General features: G+C 73.8%; 17 protein-coding genes and 3 tRNA genes. 13 read left to right on the forward strand and 7 right to left on the reverse strand.

Going from position 1 to position 16,121, the window contains the following annotated elements:
* Positions 1 to 5 precede the first annotated feature (5 nt).
* From leuD to OHA34_RS32720, 3 genes are all read left to right on the forward strand, one after another.
* Entirely contained in the window at positions 6 to 602 is a 597-nt protein-coding gene (leuD, locus tag OHA34_RS32710; RefSeq protein WP_285937467.1) for a 3-isopropylmalate dehydratase small subunit, read from the forward strand.
* A gap of 226 nt (positions 603 to 828) precedes the next feature.
* On the forward strand, positions 829 to 1,062 hold the full coding sequence (locus OHA34_RS32715; protein ID WP_285937466.1) for a hypothetical protein: 234 nt from the start codon (positions 829 to 831) through the stop codon (positions 1,060 to 1,062).
* A 157-nt stretch (positions 1,063 to 1,219) separates the two neighbouring features.
* Positions 1,220 to 1,498, forward strand: a complete 279-nt coding sequence (locus OHA34_RS32720; protein ID WP_285937465.1) for an HU family DNA-binding protein — start codon at positions 1,220 to 1,222, stop codon at positions 1,496 to 1,498.
* 125 nt (positions 1,499 to 1,623) lie between these two features.
* Here OHA34_RS32720 and OHA34_RS32725 read toward each other — a convergent pair whose 3' ends face one another.
* Positions 1,624 to 1,842, reverse strand: coding sequence for a hypothetical protein (locus OHA34_RS32725; protein ID WP_285937463.1), 219 nt, complete (start codon positions 1,840 to 1,842; stop codon positions 1,624 to 1,626).
* A 97-nt stretch (positions 1,843 to 1,939) separates the two neighbouring features.
* On the reverse strand, positions 1,940 to 2,611 hold the full coding sequence (gene cofC, locus OHA34_RS32730) for a 2-phospho-L-lactate guanylyltransferase (protein WP_285937462.1): 672 nt from the start codon (positions 2,609 to 2,611) through the stop codon (positions 1,940 to 1,942).
* 88 nt (positions 2,612 to 2,699) lie between these two features.
* Between cofC and OHA34_RS32735 the strand changes: the two genes are divergently transcribed.
* The 3 genes from OHA34_RS32735 to OHA34_RS32745 all read left to right on the forward strand — a co-directional run bounded on the left by OHA34_RS32735 (position 2,700) and on the right by OHA34_RS32745 (position 5,795).
* The gene (locus OHA34_RS32735) at positions 2,700 to 3,602 is read left to right on the forward strand and encodes a lysophospholipid acyltransferase family protein (protein WP_285937461.1); all 903 of its coding nucleotides are present in this window, start codon (positions 2,700 to 2,702) and stop codon (positions 3,600 to 3,602) included.
* A 17-nt stretch (positions 3,603 to 3,619) separates the two neighbouring features.
* Positions 3,620 to 4,609, forward strand: coding sequence for an NAD(P)H-dependent glycerol-3-phosphate dehydrogenase (locus OHA34_RS32740; RefSeq protein WP_285938589.1), 990 nt, complete (start codon positions 3,620 to 3,622; stop codon positions 4,607 to 4,609).
* Between the two features lie 73 nt (positions 4,610 to 4,682).
* On the forward strand, positions 4,683 to 5,795 hold the full coding sequence (locus tag OHA34_RS32745) for a D-alanine--D-alanine ligase family protein (RefSeq protein WP_285937460.1): 1,113 nt from the start codon (positions 4,683 to 4,685) through the stop codon (positions 5,793 to 5,795).
* Between the two features lie 37 nt (positions 5,796 to 5,832).
* Here the strand turns inward: OHA34_RS32745 and OHA34_RS32750 are convergent, their stop codons facing one another.
* The 5 genes from OHA34_RS32750 to OHA34_RS32770 form a co-directional block, all read right to left on the reverse strand.
* Positions 5,833 to 7,803: a beta-propeller domain-containing protein gene (locus OHA34_RS32750; RefSeq protein WP_329519846.1), complete on the reverse strand. Its 1,971-nt coding sequence runs from the start codon at positions 7,801 to 7,803 to the stop codon at positions 5,833 to 5,835.
* Between the two features lie 156 nt (positions 7,804 to 7,959).
* Positions 7,960 to 8,373 (reverse strand): carboxymuconolactone decarboxylase family protein, encoded by a 414-nt coding sequence (locus OHA34_RS32755; protein WP_285937458.1) that lies wholly within the window; start codon positions 8,371 to 8,373, stop codon positions 7,960 to 7,962.
* Positions 8,366 to 9,214, reverse strand: coding sequence for an NAD(P)-dependent oxidoreductase (locus OHA34_RS32760; protein ID WP_285937457.1), 849 nt, complete (start codon positions 9,212 to 9,214; stop codon positions 8,366 to 8,368). Before OHA34_RS32760 ends, OHA34_RS32755 begins: the two co-directional genes overlap by 8 nt.
* Positions 9,211 to 9,951, reverse strand: coding sequence for an SDR family oxidoreductase (locus OHA34_RS32765; protein ID WP_285937456.1), 741 nt, complete (start codon positions 9,949 to 9,951; stop codon positions 9,211 to 9,213). Before OHA34_RS32765 ends, OHA34_RS32760 begins: the two co-directional genes overlap by 4 nt.
* Positions 9,948 to 11,405: an aldehyde dehydrogenase gene (locus OHA34_RS32770; protein WP_329519847.1), complete on the reverse strand. Its 1,458-nt coding sequence runs from the start codon at positions 11,403 to 11,405 to the stop codon at positions 9,948 to 9,950. Before OHA34_RS32770 ends, OHA34_RS32765 begins: the two co-directional genes overlap by 4 nt.
* Before the next feature lie 44 nt (positions 11,406 to 11,449).
* Between OHA34_RS32770 and OHA34_RS32775 the strand changes: the two genes are divergently transcribed.
* From OHA34_RS32775 to OHA34_RS32805, 7 genes are all read left to right on the forward strand, one after another.
* Positions 11,450 to 12,145, forward strand: a complete 696-nt coding sequence (locus OHA34_RS32775) for a hypothetical protein (RefSeq protein ID WP_329519848.1) — start codon at positions 11,450 to 11,452, stop codon at positions 12,143 to 12,145.
* 110 nt (positions 12,146 to 12,255) lie between these two features.
* A complete protein-coding gene (locus OHA34_RS32780; protein ID WP_329519849.1) occupies positions 12,256 to 13,134 on the forward strand; it encodes a metal-dependent hydrolase in 879 nt (292 codons plus the stop codon).
* Entirely contained in the window at positions 13,131 to 14,186 is a 1,056-nt protein-coding gene (locus OHA34_RS32785) for a PDR/VanB family oxidoreductase (protein ID WP_285937451.1), read from the forward strand. Before OHA34_RS32780 ends, OHA34_RS32785 begins: the two co-directional genes overlap by 4 nt.
* A 252-nt stretch (positions 14,187 to 14,438) precedes the next feature.
* Positions 14,439 to 14,512: transfer RNA gene (locus tag OHA34_RS32790), tRNA-Leu, on the forward strand.
* A gap of 4 nt (positions 14,513 to 14,516) precedes the next feature.
* Positions 14,517 to 14,589: transfer RNA gene (locus tag OHA34_RS32795), tRNA-Leu, on the forward strand.
* 26 nt (positions 14,590 to 14,615) lie between these two features.
* Positions 14,616 to 14,701, forward strand: a tRNA-Tyr gene (locus OHA34_RS32800).
* An 88-nt stretch (positions 14,702 to 14,789) separates the two neighbouring features.
* A complete protein-coding gene (locus OHA34_RS32805) occupies positions 14,790 to 16,091 on the forward strand; it encodes a serine hydrolase domain-containing protein (RefSeq protein ID WP_285937450.1) in 1,302 nt (433 codons plus the stop codon).
* Positions 16,092 to 16,121: the final 30 nt, after the last annotated feature.

The raw sequence follows: 16,121 nt of genomic DNA on the forward strand, positions 1-16,121 counted from the left end.
GCCGAATGGAAGCGTTCACCACCTACACCGGGCGCGCGGTCCCGCTGCGCCGCAGCAACGTCGACACCGACCAGATCATCCCGGCGGTCTGGCTGAAGCAGGTCAGCCGCACCGGCTTCGACAAGGGCCTGTTCTCGGCCTGGCGCGAGGACCCGGACTTCGTGCTCAACCAGCCGCAGTACCAGGGCGCGGGAATCCTGGTCGCCGGGCCCGACTTCGGCACCGGCTCGTCCCGCGAGCACGCGGTCTGGGCGCTCCAGCAGTACGGCTTCCGGGTCGTCATCGCGCCGCGCTTCGGCGACATCTTCCGCAACAACGCCACCAAGATGGGGCTGCTGCCGGTCGTCCTGCCCGCCGAGACCGTCGAGGCGCTCCAGGCCGGGGCCGAGCGGGACCCGGCCGCCGAGCTCACCGTCGACCTGGAGGCGCGCGAGGTCCGCGGCGCGGACGGAACCGGTCTCGCCGCCCCGTTCGAGATCGACGACTACACCCGCTGGCGGCTCCTGGAGGGCCTGGACGACATCGGACTGACCCTGCGCCACGCCGATCGCGTCGGCGAATTCGAGAAGGCCCGGCCGGCCTGGCTGCCGGTCACCGCCTGATCCCGCCGCACGGCGGGCGGGGTCGCCCCCGCCCGCCCCGGGCGGTGTCCGCGCCCGCGTCCCGAGCCCGTCCGGGACGGCCCGCCCCGGCCGTCCCGGACGGGTGCCGGCGTGCCGGCCCCGGGACGACGCGCCCGGCCGCGGACCCCCCGGATGAACGGCCGTTCCACCGCACAGAGGACAATTCCCGGGTGCGGAGACACGCTCGAACCGTTTGGGGGCGCCAGTGAGCCCGGTCCCGTGGACCCGACCCGAGTGGGACGACCCCGCCCTGACGCTCCTCGCGGAGCAGTTGCGGGACGCCCACCGGCTCGTCGCGCCGCTGCCGGCGGAGACCCGGCAGCGGCTCATCAGGCACCTCTTGGCGATCACCGATCTCGCCAAGAGGGACTCCGACCTGGCCGCGCGCAGGCTGGAGACCTTCCTGGCCGATTTCCGCGACGCCCCCGGGCCCCGGTAACGTGCGAGTGGCCGGATCCGGTCCGGCTGCCCGGCGAGACGGGGGCGAGACCGACATAAACGCCAGCGACACGGCAACTCTTGTGTTCAGGTGATTGTGTACATGGAGAGGCTCCCTTAGTTTCGTTCGGGCAAGGGGGGAACTAGAGGAGTAACCCATGAACAAGCGTGAGCTGGTCGACGCCATCTCTGACCGGCTGGGCAGTAAGAAGGCCGCAGCCGAGGCCGTCGACGCCATCCTGGAGACCATCCAGACCACCGTCGCCAAGGGCGACAAGGTCGCGATCACCGGGTTCGGATCGTTCGAGAAGGCCGACCGGCCTGCCCGTACGGCCCGTAACCCCGCAACGGGCAAGACCATCCAGGTCCCCGCGACGTCCGTGCCGAAGTTCAAGGCCGGTGCGGACTTCAAGAACCTGGTGGCCGGGAAGAAGTAACCTGCCACGACAGCGCCTGGGACCGTTCCGAAACGGACCCGGGCGCTGTCGCGTTCACGGATGTACCGCATTCCGGCGGCGCCGGTCGGCAGGTCGGCCGGTCGGCCGGTCAGGCGGTCAGGCGGTCAGGCGGGCGGGGACGGGGGCAGCGGGAACGTCGACAGGGTGATGGCCGACACCCGGCCGCCGCCGTCGAGCGCCAGATTGACCCGCTGGCCGAAGCGCAGCAGGCGCAGGCCCCCCGCCGCGAACGCCGCGCCGTCGAAGGCCAGCTCGGTCCCGTCGTCGAGCAGCACGCTCCCCGAGCGCGTCCCGGCGTCGTAAGCGCGCACTGTCGCCTGCATGCGAGCAGCCTATCCGCCGCCCCACCGCACCGCCGCCCGGCCGTGGCACCGACGCCCGGCCTGCGGCTCCCAGCCCCCTCGTCTCCCGGACTTCCGGTCAGGCGGGGGCGCGCAGGGCGGGGAGCAGTGCGGCGACGCCGGCCGTCCGCGGGCCGGTGCCGAGCGCCAGGGCGGCCTTCAGATCGTCCAGGGTGTCGACGTCACGACGTACGCTGTCGATATCGCGGAGCAACAGCTCCCGTGCGCCGCGGGCGCGGTGCGCGGCGCGCGAGTCGCCGCCGAACGCGGGCGAGAACGGCACGCCCGGACGGGCCGTGTAAAGGGTCGTGCCGATGCCCAGCGCGTCCGGCACGAACGCCTCGGGCGCCTCCGCCGCCGCCTCCAGCACGCGGTCCAGCTCGCCGGGTCGCAGCGCGGGGAGATCGGCCGACAGCGCCCCCACGCCCGCGCCGGGGAACGCCTCCCGGCCGCGTCCCGCCCCGTACACCAGGGCCGGGTTGAGACCGGAATCGGGCTCGTCGGGCACGATCCGGGCGCCCAGGGCGGCCAGCTCGGCCGCCGGAAGGGGATCGTCTGTGACCACGATCACATCGCGGACGCGCGCGGAGCGCAGCGCCGCGGCGACCGTGTCGGTGGCGACCGCGAGGGCGAGGGCCTCACGGTGCGGGCCCGCCGCCCCGGACATGCGGGTCTTCGCTCGCGCGAGCACCTTGACGGGCACGACGAGGGACCACTGGAGATGGGGCGCGCCGCCCCCTGCTGTAGACATGGCAACTCGACACTATGCGCACGCAACCGCGACACTTGAGGACACCCCGCGTTCACGCGGGGGACCGACAGGCAAGGAGGGGACGGGCATGGGCCACGGCTATTCGCCGGCCTGGCGGAAGCTCACGATCGTCATCCTGCGCCCGCTGCTGCACGGCCTGCTGCGGCGGGACTGGCGGGGCCGCGGGAACGTGCCCGGGACCGGCGGCGTGATCATCGCCGCCAACCACATCTCCGAGTCCGACCCGCTGGCGCTGGCCCACTTCGTGTTCGAGGCCGGCCGCTACCCGGTCTACCTGGCCAAGTCGACGCTCTTCGACGTCGGGATCCTCCGCGGCGTGCTGCGCGGCACCGGCCAGATCCCCGTCCACCGCGACAGCGCCGATGCCGCGAACGCGCTCCGCGACGTCGAGCAGGCCCTGCTCGACGGCGAGTGCCTGATGTTCTACCCCGAGGGCAGTTGCACCCGCGACCCCGAGCTGTGGCCGATGACCGGGCAGACCGGGGTGGCGCGGACGGCCCTGAAGACCGGCGCGAAGGTCGTCCCGGTCGCGAACTGGGGCGCGCACGAACTGCTGCCGTACAAGAAGGCCGAGCAGCGCGGGCTGGCCGGGAGCCTGAAGAAGGGCTTCCACCCGTTCCCGCGCAAGACCATGAAGGTGATCGCCGGCCCGCCGGTCGACCTGTCGCCCTACGCCGGCCTGCCGCTCACCAAGGAGACGCTGCACGCCGCGACCGAGGACATCATGCGCGAGATCACCGCGCTGCTCGGCGAGCTGCGCGGCGAGGAGCCCCCGGGCCGGGCCTTCGACCACCACAAGGTCCTGGAGGAGCGCCGCAGGGCCCTGGCCGCCGAGAGCCCCGCGCCGGCCGCCGCCGAGACCGTCCGGGCCCAGGCCGAGCCCGCCTGCGAGCCCGCCGCCAAGCCCGTGCCCGGGCCCGCGTCCGACCCTGAGCCTGAGGCCGGGGCGAAGGGGAGTGCCGCCTCGTGACCTTCCGTACCGCGGTGATGGGCTCGGGGTCCTGGGGCACCACCTTCGCCAAGATGCTGCGCGACGCGGGCGGCGAGGTCACCCTGTGGGGCCGCCGTCCCGAGGTGGTCGAGGCGATCAACGAGCGGCGCGAGAACCCCGACTACCTGCCCGGCGTCGTCCTGCCCGAGGGGATCCGCGCCACGCTCGACCCGGCCGAGGCGCTCGCCGGCGCCGATTTCGTCGCGCTGGCCGTGCCCGCCCAGACGCTGCGGCAGAACCTGTCCGGCTGGACGGAGCTGCTGCCCCCGGACGCGGTGCTGGTCAGCCTGATGAAGGGCATCGAGCTCGGCACCACCCGGCGGATGTCGGAGGTGATCGTGGAGGTCGCGGGCGTCCCCGCGGAACGGGTGGCGGCGTTCTGCGGCCCGAACCTGGCCCGTGAGATCGCCACCGGCGAGCCCGGCGCGGCCGTCGCCGCGTGCGTCGACGAGCGCACCGCGCAGCGGCTCCAGGCCGCCACCATGACCCCCTACTTCCGCGTCTACACCTCCACCGACGTGATCGGCTGCGAGGTGGGCGGCGCGGTGAAGAACATCGTCGCGCTGTGCGTGGGGATGGCGGCCGGCCTCGGCTTCGGCGCCAGTACCCAGGCGCTGCTGATGACCCGGGGGCTCGCCGAGATCGCCCGGCTGGGCGCCGCGCTCGGCGCCGACGAGCACACCTTCGCCGGGCTGGCCGGGATGGGCGACCTGGTCGGCACGTGCATCTCGCCGCTGTCGCGCAACCGCACCTTCGGCGAGAACCTGGGCCGCGGGATGACCCTCGACCAGGTGATCACCGTCACCCGGCAGACGGCCGAGGGGGTCAAGTCCTCCGAGGCGGTGCATGAGCTGGCCCGCAAGCACAACGTGGAGATGCCGATCACCGAGGCGGTCGTCGCGGTGCTGTACGGCGGCATGCCGATCAAGGAGGCGGCCGTCTCGCTCATCTCCCGGTCGCCGAAGCCCGAGCGCTACGGGGTCTGAGCGCGGCGGGTCCGACCGGCGGCGCGGCCCGCTCGTGGCCGGTCCGGGCTGATCACCGGTAAGGTCGGGCATCATGTCCCAGGTATCTTCCAAGATCCGTGTGGCCGTGGTCTTCGGCGGGCGCAGCTCCGAGCACGCCATCTCGTGCGTGACCGCCGGCGCCTTCATGGCCGCCATCGACCGGGACCGCTACGAGGTGGTGCCGATCGGCATCACCCGCGACGGCCGGTGGGTGCTCGCCTCCGGCGCGCAGCGCCTGGCGATCGAGGACGGCGCGCTGCCCGAGGTCGACGGCTCCGGCCACGCGCTGGCCCTCCCGTTCGACCCGTCCGCCGGTGGCCTGATGGTGGTCGAGCCCGGCCAGGTGCCGCGCGCCCTCGGCGACGTCGACGTGGTCCTGCCGCTGCTGCACGGCCCGTACGGCGAGGACGGCACCATCCAGGGCCTCCTGGAGCTGGCCGGCGTCCGCTACGTGGGCGCCGGGGTGCTGGCGAGCGCGGTCGGCATGGACAAGGGCTTCATGAAGCTGGTCTGGCAGGCGCAGGGGCTGCCGGTCGGCCCGTACGTCATGATCGGCGACCGGGAGTGGCGGCGCGAGCGCAAGCGCAAGCTCGACGAGGTCGCCGAGCTCGGCCTGCCGGTGTTCGTCAAGCCCGCGCGGGCCGGGTCGAGCATGGGCATCACCCGGGTCGCCGCCGAGGACGAGCTGGAGGCCGCGATCGAGGCGGCCCGCGAGCACGACCCGAAGGTGATCGTGGAGGCCGCGATCGTCGGCCGCGAGATCGAGTGCGGCGTGCTGGAGGGACGCGACGACGCCCCCACCGAGGCCGGCCCGCCGGCCGAGGTGCTGATGGCCGGCGACCACGACTTCTACGACTTCGAGAGCAAGTACCTCGACGCCTCGCTGCGGCTGTCGATCCCGCCCGACCTGCCGGCCGAGGCGATCGAGGAGGTCCAGCGGCTCGCGGCGCGGGCGTTCGATGCGCTCGACTGCGAGGGGCTGGCCCGGGTCGACTTCTTCTACACCCCGGACGGGCGCTGGATCCTCAACGAGATCAACACCATGCCGGGCTGCACCCCGACCTCGGCGTTCCCGCAGATGTGGGCGGCCGGCGGCCTCGACTACCCGGCGCTCGTCGACCGCCTCATACAGACCGCCCTGACCCGCCCCACCGGCCTTCGCTGACCGTGCCGCCCCCCGCCCCCGGCGGAGGGGCGGCGGGTCAGCCGGCGGTGAAGGGGAGCCAGGCGCCTTGGCCCAGGGAGGCGGCGTCGGTGGCGCGGGCGCCCGCGTCGGAGAACGTCCAGAGGGTGCCGCCGACGAGCAGTGAGCGGCGGATCGAGCCCGCGTAGTCGTTCCCCGGATGCTCGACGCTCCCGAGCCGGCGCACGCCGCCGCCGTCGACCTTGAGGACCAGCGCCTCGCTCGCCCCGGTGGCGCCGCGCGTCACCGGCACGACCGTCAGGCCGGTCCGCGGCCAGTAGAGGAACGCGTGCGGGTCGAACTCGGCCTGGGCCGACGAGCCGGGCAGCTTGAACGCGCCGACGCGGCGCGGGGCCGCGCTCACGTCGAACAGCGACACCTGCGTGCCCCGGACGCGTCCGGACGGGCCGGCGTCCTGGCCGACGCCGAGCAGCCGCCCGTCCGCCATCGGGTGCAGGTACGCCGAGTAGCCGCTGATCTTCAGTTCGCCGCTGACCCGCGGCCGGGCCGGGTTCTTGAGGTCGACCACGTACAGCGGGTCGACCTGCCGGAACGTCACCACGTACGCCGCCGGGCCGAGGAACCGGACCGCGTAGATCCGCTCGCCCCTGCCCAGCCCGCCGATCTCGCCCGCGAGGTCGAGCCGCGCGCCGTGCTGCGCGAGCACGCGCACGGCGCTCTCGGAGTGCGGCGGCGAGGGCGCGGCCGTGGCGGCCGGCCGCTCCAGGTCCCGGCGGACGCCGGCGGACACCGGGGTGGTCGTCGTCGCGATGCGCAGGTTCCCGCCGTACTCCGACATCGAGTACTGGTTCAGCAAGGACCCGGCGACCGAGCCGGACGCCGCGTAGCGGGGCCGTCCCGGGCCGCGGATCTCGAACTTGTGCACGTCGGTGCGCTCCGCCGCGACCGGCCTCACCTCCGGCGGACGGTCCGGGCGCGGCGGGACCGGGGGAGTACCGGTGATGTAGAGGCTCGACCCGGTGCCGTATACCGTCCGGCCGTCGGCGGCGACGCTCACCGGCGCCGGGTCGCCGAGGCCGCGGGCCAGGTCGAGCGTCAGCACGGTGAGCATCGTGGTGCCGGTGTAGGACGCGGGACGGCTGACCTGCTCGCACGGCACCGTGTACGTCTTGGCGGTCCCGCTCGGGCCGCTCACCTGGAAGGTGGGCAGCCACGCGTCGAGCGGGGCGTCGCGGACGGTCTCGCGGTTGCGTTCGACGGCCGCCCGCCCGGGGGCCCGGCCGCCGGGCGGGACGGGGAACCTGATCTGCGGGGCCGACTGGACCACCACGCGCGCCACGCTGCCGGTCTGGCGGGCGTCGACGTAGGTCGACCGGGTGGACATCGTGCCGGCGACCTTCGGGGTTCCGGCGAGGTCGACCAGCGTCAGCCGGGTCCGCGGCGCGGCGGGGACGGGCATGGCGCCGTCGTCCGGGCCGCGCGTCATGACCGGGTTCTCCGGGGAGAGCACCAGGGCGCGGTCGCCGCTGAGCAGGAGCTGGGCGTTGCCGCCGCCGCCCGGCCCGAGCCGGGTCCGGTCCGGCAGGTCCAGGGTGCCGGTGACCTTGCGGCTCGCGGCGTCGACCACTTGGAGGCGGCGGCCCGCGAGCGCGACGATCCGGCGGCCGTCGGTCTTGACCAGGTCGGGCTCGTCGGCGTCCGGCTCGTGGGTGTTGGTGCCCGAGTGCGACGCGGCGGCGTCCTGTTCGGCGGGCGCGGCCTGTGCGTCCGGCGCGTTCGGGGCCATGGCCTTGGACCTGGCCATGCCGCCGTCCAGGGTCGCGCCGTAGGGGGTCGCGCCGTCCAGCCCGTACGGGCCGACCCGCTGGGACGTCGCCGTGCGCAGGCCGCCGAGCAGGGAGTCGCAGTCGTCATAGGCGACCAGCCGCATCGGGGGAGCGGTGGTCTCGGCGTCGCCGCCGGACCCGGAGCAGCCGGCCAGCAGCAGCACCGCGGCCGGGGCGAGGGGAGTGAGGATGCGGGGGCGCATTGGGCTTGGACGTTCCGGCGGGGAGACCCGTTCCCGGCCTCCGGCGATTTCCCGGCGATCGTCGCCCAGGCTGTCGGGCCGGGGACCCGCACTTCCCGCCGAGCGCGGCCGACGACTGCCGCGAGGCGGCGATGACCGGCTGGATCGACCTGCGGGTCACCCGTCCCGGCCGGGTTCCTTCTCCGCCTCCTCGGTCTCCCGCGCCTTCCCGGCCGTCTGCTTCTCGTGCTTGGCGATCAGGGTGTCGATCTGGACGCTGAGCCGGGAGCCGAGCGGCCAGCCGACGTAGTGGGTCAGGAAGATCGCGGTCTCGCGCAGCTCGGCCGGGGACAGCTCGCCGTTGGCGAGGGCCGCCGGGATCTGGATGTCCAGCACGTCGTTGAGGCCCTGCCCGGCCAGCATCCCGATGATCAGCAGCCGGCGGTCCCGCAGGCTGAGGCCCTCCCGGGTCCAGATGTCGCCGAACAGGTGGTCCACGGTGATGCCGAAGAAGTCGCCGGGGGCGTCGCCGATCTCCCAGCCGTACACCTGGCGCATCATGTCCAGGCCGCGCGCGCGGCGGTCATCCATGCGGGTCCTCCTCGTCCGGGCCGAGCCCGAGGCCGGCGGCGAAGCGGTCGAGCGCGAGGCGGGCGAACGGGGCGTCCACGCCGAGCTCGCCGGCGAGTTCGAGGGCGAGCGCGAGGTCCTTCTCCCCGAGGTCGCGGACGTGCCGCAGGACGCCGATCAGGTCGTCGCCCGGTTCCAGCGGAGCGGTGCTGCCGCGCAGCATGATCGACCCGGCGCCGCCGGTGATGGCGTCGGTGTGCCGGACGACCCGGGCCAGCTTGCGCAGCGACACCCCGGACGCCTCGGCCAGCCGCTGCGCCTCCGCGGCGGCGGAGAACGCGGCGAAGTGCAGCAGGTTGCGGGCCAGTTTGGTGCGGGTGCCGGCGCCCGCCGGCCCCATGTGCAGGACGAGGTCCGCCCACGCGCCGAACGGCTCGCGGCAGCGCTCGAACGCCTCGTCCGTGCCGCCGACCATGACCGCGAGGGTGCCCGCGGTCGCGCCCATGAACCCGCCGCTGACCGGGGCGTCGACCACCTCGATGCCGTACGGGCGGGCGCGTTCGGCGAGGTCCTCGGCCGTCCCGGCGCGGATGGTGGAGTGGATCGCCAGCACGGTGCCGGGACGGGCCGAGGCGAGCACCTCGGCGGCGACCTCGCGCACCTGGGCGTCGTCGCGGACCATCACCGACACCAGGTCGGCGTGCGCGGCGGCCTCGGCCACGCTCCGCGCGGCGCGGGCGCCCGCCTCGACCAGCGGCGCGACCGCCTCGGCGCGGGTGTCGTGGACGACCAGGCCGCGTCCGGTGAGGTGCCCGGCCATCGGCGCGCCCATCTGCCCGAGCCCGATGAACGCCCCGGTCATGACCGGAACACCTCGCCGCCGTCGACGTTGACGATCTGCCCGGTGACCCAGCCCGCCGCGTCCGAGAGCAGGAACAGGCACATCCCGACCAGGTCGTCCGGGGTGCCCATCCGCTTGACCGCCATCCGGTCGCGGACGATCTTCTGCGACATGTCGCCGGGGACCACGGCGCGGTTGGCCTCGGTGTCGATCGGGCCGGGCGCGATCGCGTTCACCCGGATGTTCATGCCGCCGAGCTCGTGCGCGAGCTGCTGGGTGAGGCCGTTGACGCCGACCTTGGCCAGCCCGTAGAAGCCGGAGTACTGCCAGGCGGCGGTGGACGACTGGTTGACGATGGAGCCGCCGCCGCGCGCCCGCATGTGCGGGTGGACGGCCCGAGCGCACAGCAGCGCGCCGTCCATGTTCACCGCCATGAACCGCTTGTAGTAGTCCCAGTCGACGGTGAACAGGAAGTCCAGCTTCATCGTGCCGAAGATCGCGGCGTTGTTGACCAGGTGGTCGATGCCGCCGAAGCGGTCCACCGCGGCCGACGCCATCGCCTCCACCGACGCGGGGTCGGACACGTCGGTCCGGACGAACAGCCCCTTGATGTCGGCGGCGACCGCCTCGCCGCGCCCGTCCACGTCCGCGACGACCACCGAGGCGCCCTCGGCGGCCAGTGCCCGCGCGTAGGCCTCGCCGATCCCGCCGGCCGCGCCGGTGACGATCGCGACCCTGTCCTCGAACCTGCCGTTCATGAGACTCCCTCGGCGATCGCCTTGGTCTCCAGATACTCCTCGAACCCGGCCACGCCCATCTCGCGGCCGATGCCCGACTGCTTGTAGCCGCCGAACGGGACGTCCGGGCCGAACCAGACGCCGCCGTTCACGCTGACCGTGCCGGTGCGCAGCCGCGCCGCGACCGCGCGGGCCCGCTCCGCGCCGCCGTGCACCGCGCCCGACAGCCCGTACGGGGAGTCGTTGGCGATGCGGACCGCGTCGTCGTCGCCGTCGTGCGGCAGGATCACCAGGACCGGGCCGAAGATCTCCTCGCGGGCCGCGCGGGCGTCGGCGGCCAGCCCGGTGACCAGGGTCGGCTCGATCCAGAAGCCCCGGTCGCGGCCCGCCGGACGGCCGCCGCCGCAGGCGAACTCGCCGCCCTCCTCCCGCGCGAGCCGCAGGTAGTCCTCGATCCGGTCGCGCTGGCGGGCCGAGATGACCGGCCCGCAGATCGTCCCCTCGTCGGACGGGTCGCCGGGCCCGAGCCTGCGCAGCGTCCGGGCGGTGCTCTGGGCCGCCTCGTCGTGGCGGGCGCGGGGGACCAGCAGCCGGGTGGTGATCGCGCAGCCCTGGCCCGCGTGCGTCACCGCCGCGAACGCCGCGTAGGAGCACGCGGCGCGCAGGTCGGCGTCGTCCAGCACGATGAAGGCCGACTTGCCGCCGAGCTCCAGGAACACCTTCTTGAGCGTCCCCGCGGCGGTGGCCATCACCTCGCGGCCGGTCGCGGTCGATCCGGTGAACGAGACCAGGTCGACGCGCGGGTCCTCGGCGAGCTGCGCGCCGAGGGCGTGGTCGGAGGAGGTGACGACGTTGACCACGCCGGGCGGGATGTCGGTCTCTTCGGCGATCAGCGTGCCGAGCACCGCGGCGCACCAGGGCGTGTCGGGCGCGGGCTTGAGGACGACGGTGTTGCCGGCCGCGAGCGCCGGGCCGAGCTTGGCCAGGTTGATCTGGTGCGGGAAGTTCCACGGGGTGATCGCGCCGACCACCCCGACCGGCTCCCGGCGGACCCGGCGGTGGCTCGGCATGCCCATCGGCTCGGCGCGGCCGAGGTCGGTCTCCCACGCGTAGCCCTCGGCGAGGCCGGCGAACCAGCCGAGGGCCTCCACGGGCCCGTCGAGCTGGGCGCCGTAGGTCAGGAAGCGCGGGGCGCCCGCCTCCTTGATCGTGAGCTCGCGCAGCTCGCCGGCGTGCCGGGCCATGGCCTCGCCGAGCTGCCGCAGGCAGCGCACCCGCAGCGCGAGGTCGGTGGACCAGGCCGAGGTGTCGAACGCCCGGCGGGCGGCGCCGACGGCCGCGTCCATGTCGGCGGCGGTGGCGTCGGCGGCGGCGCCGAGCACCTCGCCGGTCGCCGGGTCGAGTGTCGCGAACGTTCCGCCGGAGCCGGGGGCGGTCCGTCCGTCCAGGAGGAGGGGGGAAGGATCGGCAAACAAGCGATCGGTTGTTCTGGACACCTGTCCAGACTACAGTTCAGGGCATGACGGAACGCAAGCCCCGCGCGGACTATTCAGGCGACTTCGATCCCGACTTCCGCTTCGAGGACCTCGGCAGGGAGGCGCTGGTCCGGCTCGTCCGGGAGTACGCGCTGATCGTCCACCTGCTCGACCGCTCCGCCCTCATCACGGTCGGGATGCGCTACGGCCAGCAGGTCGTGGAGGAGATCGCGATCGAGGAGTGGAAGGGCGCGAGCCCGATCTACACCGAGCGGGTCCGCGCCATCATGGGCATCGAGGGCGACGGCGTCTCGGCCATCTTCAAGCTTCTTCAGCTCGATCCCGGATTCGCCCAGCACTATATGGACGTGGAGTTCGAGCTGGTCTCGGAGTCGCACGGGTTCTTCCAGCTCCGCTCCTGCGGCGCGCTGCTGGACGTCGAGCCGTTCGGGGAGCGCTCGATCAAGGGGATGTGCCACACCATCGAGGACGGCACGTTCGACATCACCGCGCAGGCGGTCAATCCCAAGGCCCGCGTCCGGCCGGTGCACCGCCCGCCCCGCGTCCCGGCGGGGCGGGTGCCGCACTGCCGCTGGGAGGTGATCATCGACGACGACACCGAGGTGCTGCCGGAGGCCGAGATCACCGCGCTGACCCGCGGCACCACCGCCGCGGGCTTCGCCTTCCCGCCGATGCGCGACGGCACCCCGCACCTCCCGGGCGGGCCGTCGGACGGGTGACCAGGCTCACCGGCCGCCGGTGTTGTCGGCCGGCGGCCCCGCGGGGTACTTTCTGGACGGATCGTCAATAGGGTGTCCGCGCCGGTCCGGAGTCCCGAGGGGGAAGGCCCATGCCCGTTCAGCCCGCCGAGCCCGAGAACCTCGTCCTTCAGGCCCGGGACGTGCGGTTCGACTGGACGCGGCTGCCGCTGCACTGGATCCCCGGCGATCCGGTGGCCACGCACCTGATCAACGTGCTGCACCTGCTGCTGCCGGCCGGCGAGGAGTGGTTCGTCCGGGTCTTCAAGCAGGCCGTCCCGCACATCCGGGACGACGGGCTGCGCGAGGACGTGCTCGGCTTCATCGGCCAGGAGGCGGTGCACGCCGCGTCCCACGACGGGGTGCTCGACCACTTCGTCCAGCAGGGGCTGGACGTGCGGCCGTTCGTCCGGCAGGTCGAGTTCGTCTTCGAGGGGCTCCTCGGTGACCGCGGCCTGACCGGCGACCGGGGCCGGGCGTGGCTGTACGAGCGCGTCTGCATCATCGCGGCCATCGAGCACTTCACCGGCGTGCTCGGCGACTGGATCCTCAACGCGGAGGCGCTGGACGAGGCGGGCGCCGACCCGACGATGATGGACCTGCTGCGCTGGCACGGCGCCGAGGAGGTCGAGCACCGGCACGTGGCGCACGACCTCTACATGCACCTCGACGGCGGCTACGCCGCCCGGCTGCGCGCGATGGGCGAGACGGTCACCATGCTGCTGACGCTGTGGCATCGCGGGCACCGCTTCCTGATGGCCCGCGACCCGCTCGTCCGGGGACGGGTCAAGGGCGGCCTGCACCACCTGCGCCGCACCGGCCCGGCGGGGCTCACCCCGGACGGGCGCATGGTCGGCGCCTCGGTGCGGCGCTACCTCAGGCGGTCCTACAGCCCGCTGAACGAGGGCTCGACCAGCCAGGCGCTCGCCTACCTGGCCGCGTCGCCGGCCGCCCAGGCGGCGCGGCGGTGAGCGGCTCGATCCCGCCCGACCTGCGCGGGCGCCGGGCCCGCGACCCGTTCCTGGTGGCCGTCAGCACGCTGTTCACCGGCGTCCAGCGGGTCCGCTCGCTGCGCGCCCCCGTCGTGCCGCGGGCCCGGCCGGTCGACCGGACGCTGCGGCTGGTCGTCCAGGAGGTGCGGCGCGAGGCCGCGGACGTGGTCGCCCTCCGGCTCGCCGCGCCGGACGGCCGGGTGCTGCCCGGCTGGCAGCCCGGCTCCCATCTGGATGTGCTGCTCCCGTCCGGGCGCCGCCGCCAGTACTCGCTGTGCGGGGACCCCGGCGACCGGCGGACGTACCGGATCGCGGTGCGGCTGCTGCCGGACGGCGCGGGCGGCTCGGCCGAGGCGCACCGGCTGAGCGAGGGCGCGGAGGTGCCGGTGCTGGCGCCGCGCAACGCCTTCCCGTTCCTGGCCCGCGACCGGTACCTGTTCATCGCGGGCGGCATCGGCATCACCCCGATCCTGCCGATGGTCCAGGCCGCCGACCGGCTCGGCGCCGACTGGCGGCTGGTCTACACCGGCCGCACCCGCGCGTCCCTGCCGTTCCTGGACGACCTCGCCGCCCTGCCGTCCGGCCGCGTGCGGATCCGCGCCGACGACGAGCACGGCGTGCCGGACGGCGCCGGGCTGCTGCGGGGCGCGGCGGCGGACGCCGCGGTCTACTGCTGCGGACCCGCGCCGATGATCGACGGCGTGCGCGCCGCGTTCGCCCCGGGCGGCGGCGCCACCCTGCACTACGAGCGGTTCGCGCCCGCGCCCATCGTGGACGGCGTGCCGTTCGAGGTGGTGCTCGGACGCGGCGGCCCCGCGCTCGCCGTCCCCGCGGACCGCTCCGCGCTCGACGTGATCAGGGAGCGGCGGCCCGACGTGGCGTACTCCTGCCGGCAGGGCTTCTGCGGCACCTGCCGCGTCGGGGTGCTGGACGGCGACGTCGACCAGCGCGCCGCCTCCGACCAGGGCGACGGCTCCATGCTGATCTGCGTCTCGCGCGGCAAGGGCGGACGGCTGACGCTCGACCTGTGAGCCCGGCCGGAGGTCTGTCCGACGGATGCGCGACGTGCCGCGATTAATCCGTTGCGTCCGCTGTCGCCGGGATGGCAGTGTCGAGCACGTCAGCCCGGCAGGGCGGCACCAGAGCTGGAGAGGAGGAACCGGTCATGACCATGGAGCAGCTTCGTTATCGACTGCCCGGGGCGCCACTCGCCCGTCACGGCCGGTATCCCGCCTCTTAAGGTCCCGGTCGCGCCGATCAGAGTGACGCCTTCCTCGATCCGCGCGGTTCTACCCCAATCGGCAGAGGGACCACTTTCAGGAAGTGGATGTTCCGGGTTCGAATCCCGGGAGCCGCACGACGCCCCCGTAGTCCAACGGCAGAGACGGCAGCATGAGGTGCTGTGCGATGCAGGTTCGAATCCTGCCGGGGGTACCGGGTGGTCCCGAGGGACCGCCGGAGGGGCGGCGCCGACGCGGGAGAGTCGGGCCTGGCTGTAACCCGGGCGCCTCGTGCTGAGTGGGTTCGAATCCCACCCGCCCCACCACCTCGTATCAGGATGAATACGGAACAAGCGGTCACGATCTTGGCTAAGGTGCTGCCCGGAATGGGTGAGGCGAGCATCTGGAGGGATCGTGCAGTTTCCTGAGGTCGGCCGGCGTGATTTCGCCAAGCTGCTGGGCGTGGGCGGGCTGGCGGTGGCGGCGCCGTCGCTGCTCACCGGATGCTCGGAGGGGGCGGCGACCGCCGGCCGCGTCGCGGCGGCGCGCACCTGGCGGGTGGCGGGCGCGGCGGGCACCGGCCTCGGCGGCTTCGACACCGCGATCAAGAAGCTGATGCAGGCGCGGAACATCTCCTGCGGCTCGCTCGCGGTGATGCGCAAGGGCAGGCTGATCCACGCGCGCGGCTACACCTGGAGCGACGACGCTGCGCTGAGCGTCCAGCCCACCTCGCTGTTCCGGCTCGGCAGCCTCAGCAAGGCCGTCACCGCGACCGCCGTGATGCGGCTCGTCCAGGACGGGAGGCTCAGCCTGTCGACGCCGGTCACCAAGCTGGTCGACATGACGCCGCCGCCGGGGATGACCGCCGACCCGCGCCTGTCGAGCATCACCGTCAAGCGCCTGCTCCAGCACCTCGGCGGCTGGGACCGCGACATCACGCCCGACCCGACCTACCAGGACCGGCTCACCGCCAGCGCGCTCGGCGTGCCGCTGCCCGTGACCAAGGCCCACATGGTCAAGTACGGCGCCGGGTTGAAGCTGAACCACGCGCCGGGCAGCACCTACGCCTACAGCAACTACGGCTACCTCCTGCTCGGGCAGATCATCGAGAAGGTCTCCGGGATGACCTATGCCGCCTACGTCCAGCAGAAGGTGTTCGCGCCGCTCGGGATCACCCGCACGCGGCCGGGCAGGTCGCTGAAGAGCGGGCGGGCGCCCGGCGAGGTCCCCTACTTCTCGCAGTACACCGGCAAGTCGGTCTTCGACGCCGCGGGCACCACCGTCCCGGCGCCGTACGGCTCGTTCAACGTGGAGAACCGCACGGCGATGGGCGGCTGGCTGGCCTCGGCGGTCGACTACGTCCGGTTCACCAAGATCTTCGACCTGACCGGCGGGGTGCTGACCAAGGGCTCGGTCGACCAGGTGTTCGCCAAGCCGGAGACGGGCCTGAACTCGGGCGGCTCCTACTACGGCTTCGGCTGGTCGGTGCGCGACGTCACCGGCGGCAAGAACACCTGGCACGACGGCAGCCTGCCCGGGACCAGCACGATCGTGACCCGCCGGTACGACGGGGTCACCTGGGCCGTGCTGTTCGACCAGCGCGACGACCCGTCCGGGCTGGCCTACGGCTACAACGAGATCAGCGCGCCGCTGCACGGCGTCGCGAACGCGATCACCGCCTGGCCCACGACCGACCTGTTCGGCAAGTACTTCTAGGCGGCCCGCCGCCCGTCCCCGAGGGGACCC

The organism is Spirillospora sp. NBC_01491 (assembly GCF_036227065.1).
Classification (GTDB): Bacteria; Actinomycetota; Actinomycetes; order Streptosporangiales; family Streptosporangiaceae; genus Spirillospora; species Spirillospora xylanilytica.